This window comes from Lacrimispora sp. 38-1 (assembly GCF_049890855.1).
Classification (GTDB): Bacteria; Bacillota; Clostridia; order Lachnospirales; family Lachnospiraceae; genus Lacrimispora.
In genome coordinates this window covers 48,737-63,557 of record NZ_JBANEW010000097.1, presented here as the reverse complement: position 1 = coordinate 63,557, position 14,821 = coordinate 48,737, and the positions used below count along the sequence as shown (strand labels likewise).

The window sequence follows — 14,821 nt, the reverse complement described above, 5'->3', positions numbered from 1 at the left end:
CTTTTTTCATTGAGTATTAAGTAGATTTTCTAAGGACCAGAGTGGTACTGATCTCGATTTTTACAGGGTAAGAGGATTTGGTCTGAATAAGCTCTGCCATACGCTTTGCTGCCATCATTCCCATATATTGCTTGGGTACGTGAATGGTTGTGAGGGGTGGGTCCAGGAAGGTACACAAGGGCATATTATCAAAACCTATCACGGCGACATCCTGTGGAACCCGGTATCCGTTTTCTTTTAATGCTTTAATGGCGCCGGCTGCAATAAGGTCATTGTCTGCAAAGTAACAGTCTGACGGAGTTTCTCCCTGTTTTAAAATAGCCGTCATGTCAGCATAGGCACCATCCATTGACGGAGATAATTTGTAAACCTTTGAATTGGAAACGGACATACCGTTCTTTCTGACTGCCTGGTAGAAGCCGTCAGATCTTTGCTCAAAATTCTTAATGGGATAAGAGGATTTTAAATATCCCGGTTGTTTTTTTCTCTTTCTGATCAGATAGTTTGCTGCAAAAAAAGCACCCTGTACATTATCAATTATGACACAGTCTGTGCTCCTGTTTTCAAAACAGGTATCTACGACTACGACAGGAACAGGGAGATTTAAAAATGGTTTGAAATCTTCTTCCGCCATCTCTGTTCCCAGAAGCAGAATGCCCCGGCAGCCCAGACGTACCATCTCTGAGACTTTGGAAGAAATATCATCTTCTTCATAAAGATAAGAAATATTCAGGTAATAACAGGCCTCTTTACAGCCGGCATCAATTCCTTCTGATAATTGGGAAAAGAAAGGGGTATCTGAAACAACGGCACCGTTTTTCTTATATATGATAAATTGTATCATGCCGTGGGGGCTGGTACTCACGGTGGTTTCTTTTATTCTTGAAAAGTCATAATCATGTTCTTTGGCAGCCTCTATGACCTTCTTCCTCGTCTGGGTGCTGACACCTGGCTTATGATTAAGAGCCATGGAGACTGCAGCCTCTGAAAGATTAAGCAGTTTAGCAAGCTCCTTTGCTGTTATGGACATCAGGATGGATTCCTCTCTTACAGATAAACTCTTTTTTTATCAACTTAACAGATTAAGTGGATTAAGTCAATAAAATACTATATTTTACTTAATTATTAATTGTAATTAAGCTTTCTCCAGTAAATAATATGGGTAATAGTTAAAAAAGGAGACATGTATATGACAAATATAGTATTGGGATTCGCGCCCACCAGAAGGAGTATATTCTCTGCGCCGGACGCAGTAAAGTATGCGGATTTAACCAGAAAGAAACTGGAGGAAATGGGAGTTACTTTTGTTGATATCACGGATATTTCAGAGGATGGATTGCTGCATAAGGAAGATGACAGAATAAAGATAGCAGAAAAATTCAGGACTGAAAAGATTGATGGTCTGTTTATCCCCCACGGGAATTTTGGAACAGAATATGAAGTGGCCAGATTATGCAGAGAATGCGGCGTACCGGTTCTGCTGTGGGGACCAAGAGATGAAAGACCGGATGAAAATGGAATCCGCCTTCGGGATAGTCAGTGCGGGTTATTTGCAACCGGAAAGGTTCTACGGAGATTTAAGATTCCTTTTACATATTTATGTAACTGCCGGCTGGAGGATGAAGCATTTTACAGAGGAGTTACTAATTTTCTGGCAGTATGCAGCGTGGTAAAGGCATTTAAAAATACCCGCATTCTTCAGATCGGACCAAGACCTTTTGATTTCTGGTCTACAATGTGCAATGAAGGCGAACTGCTTGAGAAATACAATATTCAGCTGGCACCCATCCCCATGCCGGAGCTTATCGGAGAAATGAAACGGGTAAAAGAGGATGAAAACAGGATTCAGGAGATAGTGGATTATTGTAAGAAAAACTTTAATGTGGTCATAAAAGATGAAGATTTAAAGACGGTGGCAGCCCTGAAGGCAGCTATGAGAACTCTGGCAGAACGCTACGGGTGCAACGCAATTGCTTTACAGTGCTGGAATGTACTCCAGGATGAAATTGGAATTATGCCCTGTGCAGCAAACAGTCTGTTAAACGAAGAGGGGCTTCCGGTTGTATGTGAGACGGATATTCATGGTGCAATTACAGCAATTATGTGTGAGGCGGCAGGGCTTGGTGAAACCAGGACATTTTTCGCTGACTGGACTGTGCGGCATCCTGATAATGAGAATGGAGAATTGCTGCAGCACTGTGGTCCATGGCCCCTGTCCTGCGCAGCCTGTAAGCCTTCTATCGGGTATCCACTTGCTTTCAGCCATCCGGGAGCCGTGGAAGCTCAGGCTAAAATGGGTGAAATGACGCTATGCCGTTTTGATGGGGATAATGGAGATTACAGCCTGCTTCTTGGCAATGCAAAAGGAATCGAGGGTCCCTATACCAAAGGAACCTATGTATGGGTGGAGGTTGAAAATCTAAAGAGGCTGGAAGCCAAAATCGTGGAAGGACCTTATATCCATCATTGTGTTGGCATTCATAAAAATGTTGTTCCGGTGCTGTATGAAGCATGTAAATATCTTGGTATTACACCGGATCTGTACGATAACAATGACGAAGAAGTAAAAGCATGGATACGGGGCGAATAGGAAAGGACGGTAAAACATGGACAGACTCACCAGGAAAGCTTATGAACTTCGAAGAGATGTAATTGAGGAAGTATATCGGTCAAAAGCCGGTCATATTGGCGGAGATTTAAGTGTGATTGATATTTTAACTGTGCTCTATTTTGAAGTAATGAATGTCAGTCCTCAAAACTGGAAGAATGATGACAGAGACCGGTTTTTGCTTAGTAAGGGACATTGTACAGATGCACTATACATAACTCTGGGGGACCGGGGATTTTTTGACAAGCAGAAAGCCATAGATACATTCAGCAGATTTGGTTCTGAATTTATTGGCCACCCCACAATGGCTGTACCTGGAATAGAGATGAATTCGGGATCATTGGGTCACGGACTTTCTCTGGGAGTGGGAATGGCACTGGCAGCCAGAATGGATGGCCGGTCATACAGAACCTATGTTGTGCTGGGAGACGGTGAAATGGCTGAAGGATCTAATTATGAAGCTATGATGGCAGCGGGGCATTATGGACTGGACCAGATGTGTGCAACAGTTGATTTAAATGGCCTCCAGATCAGTGGAACAACAGAGGAAACCATGAAAAGCAATGATCTGGGTGAAAAGTTCAGAGCATTTGGATGGAATGTCATAGAGGTGGAAAACGGCAATGACTGCTTACAGCTTCTTGCTGCCTACAGGGAAGCAGAAAGAAAAAAGGGTTGTCCTTCTGTAATTCTTGCCCATACCACAAAAGGGAAAGGGGTGTCATTTATGGAAAACCAGAAGAAATGGCATCATGGTGTCATGACAGAGGAGCAATACCAAAAAGCTGTGAAAGAATTGGAGGGGGTGCTGGCATGAATCAGATAACGAACAGACAGGTAATTTGTGATACACTGACAGAAGCTGCAAAGGAAGATAAGGATATTGTGGTGGTATGCTCGGATTCCAGAGGTTCTGCATCCCTTGCACCGTTTGCGGAGCAGTACCCGAACCAGTTTGTTGAAGTGGGAATTGCGGAGCAGAATCTGGTATCTGTATCAGCAGGTCTGGCATCCTGCAAAAAAAAGGTTTTTGCAGCGTCCCCGGCAAGCTTTTTATCCACCCGAAGCTACGAACAGGTAAAGGTAGATGTGGCTTATTCAAAGACTAATGTTACGTTAATCGGAATCAGCGGAGGTGTCAGTTATGGAGCACTGGGCATGACTCATCATTCCTGCCAGGATATTGCTGCCATGGCCAGTCTGCCGGATATGCGGGTTTATTTCCCATGTGACCGTTTTCAGACCAGAAAGCTGATAGAGGCACTTCTTGAGGATGAAAAACCTGCTTACGTAAGGGTAAGTCGTTCTGCAACGGAGGATGTATATGAAGAAGATATGGATTTTAAACTGGATCGTGCCAATGTGATAAAAGAGGGAACGGATGCAGTTATCATAACCTGCGGAGAACTGCTTCCTTATGCAGTGAAAGCAGCCAAGCAGCTGGAAAAAGAGGGGTATCGTATCGGCCTGATAGATATGTACTGCATAAAGCCGATAGATGAAAAAGCCGTTGTGGATGCAGCAGAGAAAGCTGATCTGATCGTGACAGCAGAAGAGCATTCCCCGTACGGCGGTCTTGGGAGCATGGTGGCTCAGATTGTTTCTGCCAACTGTCCGAAAAAGGTAATAAACCTGGCGCTACCTGACGGTCATCTCATTGCAGGCACGAATCATGAAATATTTAAATATTATGGTTTGGATGATGAGGGGATTAAAAAGACTGTATTAGACGGATTAGGTCAGGGGCTGGTAAAATGAAATATGTTATTGCGATAGATCAGAGTACACAGGGAACAAAAGCCGTTCTTTTTGATCAGACTGGAAGACTGTGCAAAAGGGCAGACCGGAAGCACAGACAGATTGTCAATGAAAAAGGCTGGGTATCCCATGATCTGAAAGAAATTTATGAAAATATGATTTTAGCTGTAAGGGAAGTGCTGGATCGTTCCGACATAGGAAGAGAGAATGTGGAAGCGGCAGGCATCAGTAACCAGAGAGAATCAACTGCTGTGTGGAACCGGAGCGGGGACCCCCTTGCCCCTTCTGTTGTATGGCAGTGCAGCCGGGCAGCCCGGATCTCTGATCGTTTTAAGGACTTTAGTCCCGTCATTTATGAGAAGACGGGCCTCCCCCTTTCCCCTTATTTCCCGGCAGCGAAAATGGCGTGGCTTTTAGAAAATGTTTCTTTAAAGGAACCGTATTGTCTGGGAACAATGGACAGCTATCTGGTCTACAGACTTACAAAGGGAAGCAGCTTTTTAACGGATTATTCCAATGCCTCAAGAACCCAGTTATTTAACCTCCATACGTTAGAATGGGATGAGGAACTGTGCCGGATGTTTGGGGTGCCCATAGAGTCACTCCCCAAAGTCTGTGACAGCAATGCGTGCTTTGGATATACTGATTTTGAGGGATACTTCGATCTTCCGATTCCTGTATATGGGGTAATGGGAGATTCCCACGCTGCTTTATTTGGTCAGGGATGCCATCTGCCGGGACAGGCAAAGGCAACCTATGGTACGGGATCTTCCATTATGATGAACGCAGGGGATACATTTATAAAAAGCAGTGCAGGTCTTGCAACCTCTCTTGCATGGGGAATGAACGGCCGTGTAGAATATGTTTTAGAGGGGAATATTAATTATGCGGGAGCAGTCATTTCCTGGCTGAAAAATGAGATGGGTCTCATTTCTTCGGACGAGGAGGTACAGGAGCTTGTTCATAAAGCAAACCAAAAGGATACTGCAGTATTCATTCCTGCATTTACGGGACTTTCCGCACCGTACTGGAGGGAAAATGCCAGAGCCATGATTCTGGGTATGAGCCGTACTACGGGCAGGGCAGAGCTTGTAAAAGCAGCTGTTGAAAGCATTGCCTTTCAGGTATCGGATGTGCTGACTGCCATGGAAAAGGACAGTAAAAAAGTATTAAAGGAACTTTGTGCAGATGGCGGGCCTGCTAAAAACCGTTATTTGATGCAGTTTCAATCTGACATATCGGATATCAGAATGCGGGTATCCAGACAGGAGGAGCTTTCTGCAATCGGGGCCGCTTATATGGCAGGAATCGCCTCTGGAATTTATGACAGGGATAAAATATTTACGAATATTGATTATGATATTTATGACAGCCATATGGACAGGGAAAGCAGAAACGAGAGAAAAAACCGATGGAGGGAGGGGATTGATCTGGTCTGCAAAAATGCCGGTGGCTTTGAAACATCATGAAAGAGAGGACACGGCAATGCGGGTGAAAGCAAAGGATATTGCAGCGGCGCTTGGAATTTCTCCGGCGACCGTTTCCCTTGTTTTAAATAATAAGCCGGGGGTTAAACCGGCAACAAGAAAAAGGGTTCAGAATTATATCCTGATGGAAGAAGAGAAAAATAACAGCAGGTTAAGGGCAGAGTACAACGAAAGTAAAGGGACTGTGCTGATGCTTAACTATATTAAGCATGGAATTATTTTAAAGCAGAGGGAAAACAGGCGGGACCCTCTGCTTTTTGATGATTTTGAATACATTTGTAATAAAGCAGGATACCGGTTTGACTACCAGGAATTTTATGAAAAAGCAGGAAACCTGGAGAAATTACTGGATAAATGCAGGAGAAGTGATGTAAAGGGGATTTATATGATGGCAGCGGAAATGAATTACAGTGATATTTATCCCTTTGGCCAGCTTAAAATTCCTGTGGTGGTAGGGGATAATCTGTTTTATGAACAGGGTATGGACAGCTTTCTTATTGATAATAAAGAGGGAATCTGCAGAGCTGTTGATTATCTGGTTGATAAGGGACACAGCTACATTTCTTATCTTGCGGAGAAAGTTGACATCTTTAATTTTTTGGAGCGTAGAGAGGCATTTGTGGAAGAAATGGAGAAACGGCACTGCGGGGATGGGAGCAGCCGCATTATCCGCTTAGGCAACCAGATTGATGAAGTGTATGAAGCAATGAACCGGTATTTAGACGGAGGGATCAGAAAAACAACTGCTTTTGTTCTTGAAAGCTCTGTCATATCCCTGGGGGTAAGCAAGGCCCTTTTAGAGAGAAATATCCGGGTGCCGAAAGAAATATCCTTAATCGGGTTTGATGCACTTCCCAATCTTAGTATACCCGGTATTAATCTTACATTAATAAAGGGTACCCATACGATGAGGCATAAAGCTGCCATGAGTCATTTAATCCGTCATATAGAGGATGAAGAAGGGGAAATGGTCCGGGTTTATTACAAGACCAGACTGCTGGAGGGAGAGAGTGTATTTGATAAAAACAAATATATTTACAAATGATATATTTAAAGAAAATTTAAAAACCTATCATAATTATACAAAAAAAGTGGAAAAACATGGGGTAATAATATGGTATTTTGATTGATATTGAGAAAAGTCCGAGGGGGATTGATTGAGAAAAAAACGGGTGTTAGTATGAAATCACAAAACGTTTTATGAAGAAGGTTCAAAGGGTATGACTCAATCTCAGGAGGGATAATCATGGCTAAGAAAAATTACGATGAGCTGGCGAAACAGATTGTGGCCAGCGTAGGGGGAGCGGATAATGTTAATTCGCTGATTCACTGTGCAACCAGACTGCGGTTCCAGATTAAGGATCCGGATAAAGTTGATAAAAAAAGACTGAGTCAGACGGAAAAGGTCATAACGGTGGTGGAAGCAGGAGGTCAGCTTCAGGTAGTGATCGGTAATGCTGTGGGAGATGTTTACGATTCCATATTAGCAACTTCTGCCATTAAAGCCGGGGATATGAGTTCAGAGGGCAAAGGTAATAATGATAAAAACGTCATAAATTTGTTTATGAGTACTGTTTCCGGAATCTTTGCACCCATACTTGGAGCAATGTCAGGGGCCGGCTTGTTAAAGGGACTTCTCATTCTGTTTACTACGATGGGATGGTTGTCAAAGGATATGGGAACTTACCGGATTTTATTTGCTGCGGCAGATGGTGTATTTACATTTCTTCCGGTTTTTCTTGCCTATACAGCAGCTAAAAAATTTAAGGCGGATCCTTTTGTGTCAGTGGCTATAGCGTCTGCGCTAATGTATCCGGACTTATCTGCGGCATTTGCTGCAAAGGAGTCTCTGACATTTTTAAATATTCCGGTAGTTCTTGTGAGCTATACTTCATCAGTAATACCAATTATTCTTTCCGTTTTTGTACTTTCCAGGCTGGAAAGAGGGCTTCGGGGAATTCTTCCGGATATAGTTAAAAATATTTTCACACCGCTTTTATCTCTTGTAATTATGGTACCTTCTACTTTTCTCGTAATTGGTCCCATCTCTGATTTTGCGGGAAAAATGCTGGCGGGAGGTTATACTGCCATGGTCGCAGTCAATCCGGTTATAGCAGGATTTATACTGGGGCTTATATGGCCGGCAGCAGTTATGTTCGGACTTCACTGGGGATTTATTCCAATTGTTATAAATAACATTGCACAGACCGGAAGAGATACTTTGTTTACAATAACAGGACCTAATAACTTTGCTCAGGCAGGAGCCGCACTGGGGGTATTTTTAAAGACTAAAAGCAAAAAGGTTAAGGATATCGCAGGTCCGGCGGCAATCTCTGCTGTACTTGCAGGTATTACAGAACCAGCAATATACGGAGTAACATTAAAGTATAAAAGGCCGTTCTTTATCGGAGCATTTTTTTCTGGTATTGCAGGAGCAATTACCGCAGCAGTAGGTGCAGGAGCCCCTACAGTCTTAGGTACAAGTCTTCTCACAATGACAGGTTATATTGGAGTCGGTTTCGCGGGATTCTGTGCAGCATGTGCCATTGCATACTTTGGTTCTGCCATCTGTACCTATCTGTTTGGGTACAATGATAATATGCTTCTTGAAGATGAAACTTCAGAGTCTTCAGTCCATCTGGCTAAAAAGGAAGAAGAATTTGCGGCACCTGTAAATGGAACTATCATTTCATTATCAGAAGTGAAGGACGAGGTATTTGCAGGAGGGGGATTAGGAAAAGGATTGGCAATTATACCGGCTGAGGGGACTTTTTATGCACCTTGTGATGGAACGGTTGAAACCGCATACCCACACGCAGTTGGAATTAAGACAGACCTGGGCGCAGAAGTTTTTATCCATGTAGGTTTAGATACGGTAAAACTGGAAGGTAAATATTTTGAACTTATAGCAAAAGCCGGAAACAGAGTTAAGAAAGGTGATCTTCTGTTAAAAGCAGATTTAGACAGCATGAAGCGGGAAGGTTATGATGTCACTACCATGGTTTTGGTAACAAACAGCAACGAGTATGCAGATGTTTTAACTGCAGAGGCAAAAATGGCTGTGGCAGGAGATGTTATGATTCGCTGTATTCCCAGGTAACAGAAGATTTGGAGGTTTTCCATGAGCAGACTTAAGATACATGAGAACAAGAGGAATTTTACACTGGATGGCCGGGATTTCTTTTATCTGGCAGATACGGTATGGAGCGCATTTACTTCAATCACACTGGAGGAATGGGAAGAATATCTGGAAAGACGCTGGGCACAGGGCTTTAATGTACTCCAGATTAATACTCTGCCGCAATGGGACAGATGTATGTCCGATGTAGGAATATATCCGTTTTATACAGAGGATGGACAGAAATTTGATTTTACGAGGTGGGATGAAGCGTATTATTCCAGAGCAAGGCAGATGTGCCGTATGGCTGTTGATAAGGGATTTCAGCTGGCACTGGTGATATTGTGGCTTAATTATGTTCCGGGAACCTGGGGGAGCAGACTGGTAGATTTTAACGTGATGCCGGAGGAGTTTGTCAGTACTTATGCAGAAAAAGCAGTGGAAGTATTTGATGAGTTTGAACCTATTTATGTGATCAGCGGTGATACGGACTTTGATACGGATGAAGCAGTCTCCTATTACGAAACAGCGTTGAAGACCGTATGTGAGAAATCGCCCCAGTCATTGAAAACAATGCATATTAAGAGAGGATATGATTATATACCGGAGCAGTTTTTAGATCGGCTGGACTTTTATATGTATCAGTCCGGGCATTTTGCAGAAGGACAGGATATGGCATACCTGCTAGCAGAAAAATTTTACAGGGATTATCCGGTAAAGCCGGTTGTGAACGCAGAACCCTGCTATGAGCAGATGGGATACAGCCGGAAGATGTACGGACGTTTTCAGCCGTATGACATACGAAAGGCAGCGTGGAGCGGAATTCTGTCCGGTGCATGTGCTGGCGTCACGTATGGAGCCCATGGAATCTGGAACTGGAAAAAAACAGGAAAGAGGGCAAATCCGGTGTTAGGTGAGGGGTTTGATGAAGCGTTTCCTGCCTGGGAGGCAATTCATTTTCCCGGAGCCTGGGATTACGGGTTTATTGCAAACTTTCTGGAAACCAATCGTATCGGAGAACTGATACCCTCACAGGAGCTTTTACTTGGAAAGTCAGAGCAGATTCGGATGGCTGTGACTGGTGATGAGCGGTACCTGATCTATGTTCCTTATTCAACAAAGATCGTAATCGATAAGGAACTTAAGGGGTATTCCGGTAAAGCAGTGGATCTCATCACGGGAAGAACGGCAAGAATCAGGCTGGCTTCAGAGGCGGGAAAAACATCTGTGCCCATGCATAACTTTAAAGGCGATGGACTTATAGTACTTGAAGGACATTAAGAGATATGAAAAAATACAGGGGAAGTGATAATGAACTTTCTCCTGTATTTTTTCTTCTTAAAATTTACTATTCTAATGTTGTTATATCCAGGATGCCGGACGGCATAAACTGTCAGGAAGTTTTGTGTTTTTATTTCCATTAGCAGAATTAATCTGCATTTGTGTTAAAAAAATACTCTCGCTTAAATTCGTATCTTTTAAGTTTGCATCCCTGATATCTGCACCCAAAAAATTCGTTTTCTTCAAACTGCACCCCGTAAAATTTGCTGCAATCATCAGTGACATGCTGAAGTCTTTTCCATCCAGATTTGCTTTTTTAAAGTTTTTTCCCAGATACGTCATTCCAGAATGGTTATTTGATGATGTACCTTGTGAAATTGTGCTACTTATTCGTTTTAAAACTGTGTTTACCTTTAATCTGTAATCTGAAAGGTCAATCTTTGAACTATAATCTGGAAGCTTCTCTATCATCTGGTCATTCTCAATTATAAGCTCATCAATAGCTGATTTTAAATGTTTATCTGTTGTTAAATAATATGCTTCAACCAGATACCACAGCATCTGATGAAGTTGAAATACAGTCATAAACATTTCAAAAATCATGTCTGCCTGTTTTGGGCCTGTTTTCCAGGTACCTTTTGATAAACAGAGTTGAGTGGTTCTTTGTCCTGCACCGAAACAGTCATAGGCCAGACAACCTTTGTAATTCTTTTCAGAGAGTTTTGTGTGTATTTTACAGCTATCATCAGAATCAAGATAGACACATGGCGTACCGGCGTCTTTATTGGAAGGGAAACCATCTGTTTTTGTACAGTATAGAGAAACACAACATAAACCACTGCAATTTTTACAATCTATTTTTAGTTTTGCCGCATAATCAGCATATTTGTTATCAATATTTTTATTAGTCACTTTGAATCCGCCTTAAAATTTCTGTTTTAGTTAAATGTGTATTTATATAATATCTTTTCGTAGATATTATATCATAGGGGCAAGGCTGTTGCAGTAAAAGAAATAAGATTATAAAATTTTTGCTTGATTTATATATCAACTTGATATATCATAATGCTATATTTCAAAAGGAGATGCACATATGAAAGAAAACACGGGAAAATCCAAATATGTAATGCTGGGAATGCTTGCCCGTATGCCGCTGACCGGTTATACAATAAAAAAATGGCTGGAAAATGAATACAGTCATTTCTGGCAGGAAAGCTATGGACAGATATACCCCACGTTAAAGACGCTGGTTGCACAGGGGTTAGCTGTCTGCTCTGACAATGGAGAACACGGTAACGGACGGGGGCAAATCGTATACAGTATTACCGAAGCAGGAAGAAAAGAGCTCTCGGACTGGATGCGTGAGAAGCCGGAGATTGAGAAGCTTCGTTATGAGATTCTTCTTAAAGTTTCTTTTGGGGAGAATACCGAATCGGAAGTATTGATTGGGCATCTGGATGATTTTATCAGGAGAAATGAGGAACTGGTAAAAGACATGAACAGATATATGGAGCAGATCAGCCAGTTCAGGGATCAGGGTATTGATTGTACTTATAGCCGCCTGACTGCGCTTTGCGGTGTTCATGTTTATTCTGCAATGAAGGATTGGGCGGTAGAAGCCAGGAAAATTATATCTGAGAAAGGGGAATTATAATGAGCGTTTTAGTTGTATATTTTTCATTTGAGGGAAATACGAAATTGATTGCCGAAAAAATAGGGGAGACATTAAACGCGGATATCGTTGAATTGAAGACAAGCAAGAAGTATCCAACGGAGGGCCTTGGAAAGTATTTTTGGGGTGGAAAAAGTGTTGTTTTTGGAGATAAACCAACGTTGATAAACAAAAGCATTGATCTTAGCCGGTATGAAACGATTATAATCGGAACTCCGGTCTGGGCGGGATCGTTTGCACCGCCCATAAGAAGTTTTATAAACAATTATGAAATCAGGAATAAACGGATTGCGATTTTTGCAAGCCATGGAGGTGGCGGGGCAGTGAAGTGCTTTGCCAAACTGAAAGAAGCGCTGCCGGAAAATAAATTCATTGGTGAAACTGCTTATGTTGATCCTAAGAAGAATCTGGAGAGCATTGACAGTGCTGTGAAGTGGGCATCGGGGCTTTTATGATTTATTAAATGGTTATTGTCAGACCAACACCCACTTCATGTATGGGGAGGCGGTTGTTTATTTCAGCTTTAACCTTAAATGAGACACAGTGGCATGGGTATAGTTCACGAATATTATTATCAAGGAAATACTGAATTGTCTGCTCAAGCCTTGTGTCTGTATTAAAAAGATGGAAGCCTCCAATTACTCCTAAAACAGTATCATTTTTACAAACAGTTTTTGCGTATTCGATAATATTGCAGATACCGCTGTGTGAGCATCCTGTAATGATAAACAGACCTTTAATGCATTTATAAACAAGGGCAGAATCGTCCAGGACGTAATCATCGAGGTACTGATTATGAGAAATCTTCTGCTCTCCAATCGGGTTTCTTGTTTCAAAAGAATGAATATGGGGAATCTCACCTAAGAAAATAATATTTTTGCTTATAGGAACCGGATGTTTTGTAACAGATAATCTACAGGTTTTAGCTGCTGAATCTACCGTAAGATTCGAACCAATAGACTCTCCGGTATCTCTCTTTTCCATAAAAACATCTGGGTGGGCAAAAAGTTTTACATGAGATAAATCGTATTGATCACTTAAGTAATGAAACCCGCCGGTATGATCATTATGACCATGAGAAAAAATGATTTTTGTTATATCAGCTAAATTAATCTGCAGTTTAACTGCATTGTTTATGAATACATCGGAATAACCTGTGTCGAACAATATTTTTTCATCTTCATCTTCGATATAATAGCTTACAGCAGGCTCTCCTAAAAAGTATTTATCAATTAATGTATTGTTATCAACTAAAACGGTTAATTTCATAATGTACTCCTTAAGGCGTATTTATGTGATACAATATATAAAGATTAAAATATATTATTTGAGGTGACAATGAAGCTTATTAAGAAAATTCCGCCGGAAAATGACGACAGAACTATGTATCTGAAGGAGCGGGGGTGGATTCGTTTAAAAGAACCAAAGTCTGTCTCAGCAGCAATTCTGTGGTCTATGCCCATCAGCATTCTTCTGATGATAACCGGAGCCGTATGGTGTTATTATTTATATCCTCCATTTAAGAGGCTGCTTTCCGGACCGCAGGGTTTTTCCCTGGAGATATCCATAGGTATAGAGGTTGTATATTATCTTTTGGGAATGTTTTTATACCTTTTGATTCATGAATTGATTCATGCAGTATTTATACCAAAAGTATGGAAATCAGATAAGACATACTGGGGTTTTAACGGATTGTTTGGTTTTGTTTTTACGGAAGAGTTACTTTCAAAGAAAAGAATGGTTGTTATATCACTTATGCCTCTGTTTATCCTTTCGTTTGCTGTTCCGTTTCTTCTTGCTGTTACCGGTCTTTTGAATGGCTATTTTATTTTTCTGAGTGTATTAAACGCAGGAGGTGCATGTGTTGATGTACTGAATGTGCTTCTTATTCTTTCACAGGTTCCCAAAGAGGGAAGTCTTATTACTAATGGATATGCAACCTTTTATAGAAACACAGGAAGGAAAGCCTGATCATGCTTTTCCTTCCTGTGTTTCGTTTATTTTCCCATTCTTAAATAACAGAATCATCTCGTGGGTCAGGCTGATATTGGTGAAATCGTCGGGGATATCCTCAGGTGCCATCCAGACTGCTGTGGATAATTCAGTTTCATCCAGCGTGACTTGTGGAGAACCATCCAGCTCCGCCCAATAACCCATTAAAATGGAATCAGAAAAGCCCCAGGGCTGATTTTTATAGTAACGGATATTTTTAACACGCAGCCCTACTTCTTCCATGACTTCCCGGTTTACCGTATCTTCCAGGGTTTCACCAAACTCTGTGTATCCGGCCAGAAGTGCATAACGGGTGTATTCCCTGCCTGCATATTTCGTAAGCAGAAGCTTTCCATCATGAATGATCCCCACAATAACAGCAGGCGCTATTTTTGGATAGACGGTGTTACCACAGGATGAACAGATCATAGACCGTTCTTTTTTACTTTTAATCATCTCCGATCCGCAGCATCCGCAATATCGGTTGGTTAAGTAGAACCGGTGAAGCTGGGAAGCACATACTGCAGAAAAAGATACCCACATAGGGGTTAATTCCCGTATTATGCTGTTTTTATAAAGGCTCAGACCAGGAGTATCTGCAAGAGTTACACTGGTTTCATCAGTCAGAAAAAAATCCATCTGATCGATGGAGAACAGAAAATCACAATGGGACATGAAGCGGCCTCGGTCCTCTTCTTTTAATGCAGAAAACCGTGGGATTGTTTTGGTTTTACCTTCAGTCAGACAGATACTTCCTTCTGAAAAGTAGAAAAAATAGCTGTCAGCAGTGGGTGATTTAATTTCAAATTCGTTATGGAATACGTGGGGGAAAATATCCTGAATCATATGTTTAAGACCTTCTTTTTCGTAATTATTAAATAGACAGATGAACTTATTTTAGAATT

The 14,821-nt window shown here is 41.7% G+C and carries 14 protein-coding genes; 10 read left to right on the top strand and 4 right to left on the bottom strand.

The genetic code is table 11. The annotated features are described in order from the left end of the window. Positions 1–16: 16 nt before the first annotated feature. Positions 17–1,030, bottom strand: coding sequence for a LacI family DNA-binding transcriptional regulator (locus tag V7D18_RS25385; protein WP_426158615.1), 1,014 nt, complete (start codon positions 1,028–1,030; stop codon positions 17–19). Positions 1,031–1,189: 159 nt separating this feature from the next. On the opposite strand from V7D18_RS25385, the gene V7D18_RS25380 reads away from it, so the two are divergent. The 7 genes from V7D18_RS25380 to V7D18_RS25350 all read left to right on the top strand — a co-directional run bounded on the left by V7D18_RS25380 (position 1,190) and on the right by V7D18_RS25350 (position 10,252). Further along, positions 1,190–2,590, top strand: a complete 1,401-nt coding sequence (locus V7D18_RS25380) for an L-fucose/L-arabinose isomerase family protein (RefSeq protein ID WP_426158613.1) — start codon at positions 1,190–1,192, stop codon at positions 2,588–2,590. 16 nt (positions 2,591–2,606) lie between these two features. Next, positions 2,607–3,425, top strand: coding sequence for a transketolase (locus V7D18_RS25375; RefSeq protein ID WP_426158611.1), 819 nt, complete (start codon positions 2,607–2,609; stop codon positions 3,423–3,425). Then, positions 3,422–4,366, top strand: coding sequence for a transketolase family protein (locus V7D18_RS25370; RefSeq protein ID WP_426158609.1), 945 nt, complete (start codon positions 3,422–3,424; stop codon positions 4,364–4,366). The genes V7D18_RS25375 and V7D18_RS25370 overlap by 4 nt, the downstream gene beginning before the upstream one ends. After that, a complete protein-coding gene (locus V7D18_RS25365; protein WP_426158607.1) occupies positions 4,363–5,835 on the top strand; it encodes an FGGY-family carbohydrate kinase in 1,473 nt (490 codons plus the stop codon). The genes V7D18_RS25370 and V7D18_RS25365 overlap by 4 nt, the downstream gene beginning before the upstream one ends. Continuing rightward, complete coding sequence (locus V7D18_RS25360; protein WP_426158606.1) at positions 5,792–6,898, top strand: LacI family DNA-binding transcriptional regulator; 1,107 nt, start codon at positions 5,792–5,794, stop codon at positions 6,896–6,898. The genes V7D18_RS25365 and V7D18_RS25360 overlap by 44 nt, the downstream gene beginning before the upstream one ends. 201 nt (positions 6,899–7,099) lie before the next feature. After that, the gene (locus V7D18_RS25355; RefSeq protein WP_426158604.1) at positions 7,100–8,953 is read left to right on the top strand and encodes a beta-glucoside-specific PTS transporter subunit IIABC; all 1,854 of its coding nucleotides are present in this window, start codon (positions 7,100–7,102) and stop codon (positions 8,951–8,953) included. Between the two features lie 21 nt (positions 8,954–8,974). Further along, positions 8,975–10,252 (top strand): DUF4038 domain-containing protein, encoded by a 1,278-nt coding sequence (locus V7D18_RS25350; protein WP_426158602.1) that lies wholly within the window; start codon positions 8,975–8,977, stop codon positions 10,250–10,252. Between the two features lie 81 nt (positions 10,253–10,333). On the opposite strand, the gene V7D18_RS25345 is transcribed toward V7D18_RS25350, so the two are convergent. After that, a complete protein-coding gene (locus V7D18_RS25345) occupies positions 10,334–11,164 on the bottom strand; it encodes a pentapeptide repeat-containing protein (RefSeq protein WP_426158600.1) in 831 nt (276 codons plus the stop codon). A gap of 181 nt (positions 11,165–11,345) precedes the next feature. Here V7D18_RS25345 and V7D18_RS25340 point away from each other — a divergent pair, with 181 nt between their 5' ends. Continuing rightward, a complete protein-coding gene (locus V7D18_RS25340; RefSeq protein WP_426158599.1) occupies positions 11,346–11,906 on the top strand; it encodes a PadR family transcriptional regulator in 561 nt (186 codons plus the stop codon). Then, complete coding sequence (locus V7D18_RS25335) at positions 11,906–12,379, top strand: flavodoxin family protein (RefSeq protein ID WP_426158597.1); 474 nt, start codon at positions 11,906–11,908, stop codon at positions 12,377–12,379. Before V7D18_RS25340 ends, V7D18_RS25335 begins: the two co-directional genes overlap by 1 nt. A gap of 4 nt (positions 12,380–12,383) precedes the next feature. Here V7D18_RS25335 and V7D18_RS25330 read toward each other — a convergent pair whose 3' ends face one another. Continuing rightward, on the bottom strand, positions 12,384–13,193 hold the full coding sequence (locus tag V7D18_RS25330) for an MBL fold metallo-hydrolase (protein ID WP_426158595.1): 810 nt from the start codon (positions 13,191–13,193) through the stop codon (positions 12,384–12,386). Positions 13,194–13,262: 69 nt separating this feature from the next. Between V7D18_RS25330 and V7D18_RS25325 the strand changes: the two genes are divergently transcribed. After that, positions 13,263–13,895: a DUF3267 domain-containing protein gene (locus V7D18_RS25325; RefSeq protein WP_426158593.1), complete on the top strand. Its 633-nt coding sequence runs from the start codon at positions 13,263–13,265 to the stop codon at positions 13,893–13,895. Here V7D18_RS25325 and nudC read toward each other — a convergent pair whose 3' ends face one another. Continuing rightward, positions 13,896–14,762, bottom strand: coding sequence for an NAD(+) diphosphatase (gene nudC / locus V7D18_RS25320; protein ID WP_426158592.1), 867 nt, complete (start codon positions 14,760–14,762; stop codon positions 13,896–13,898). Positions 14,763–14,821: the final 59 nt, after the last annotated feature.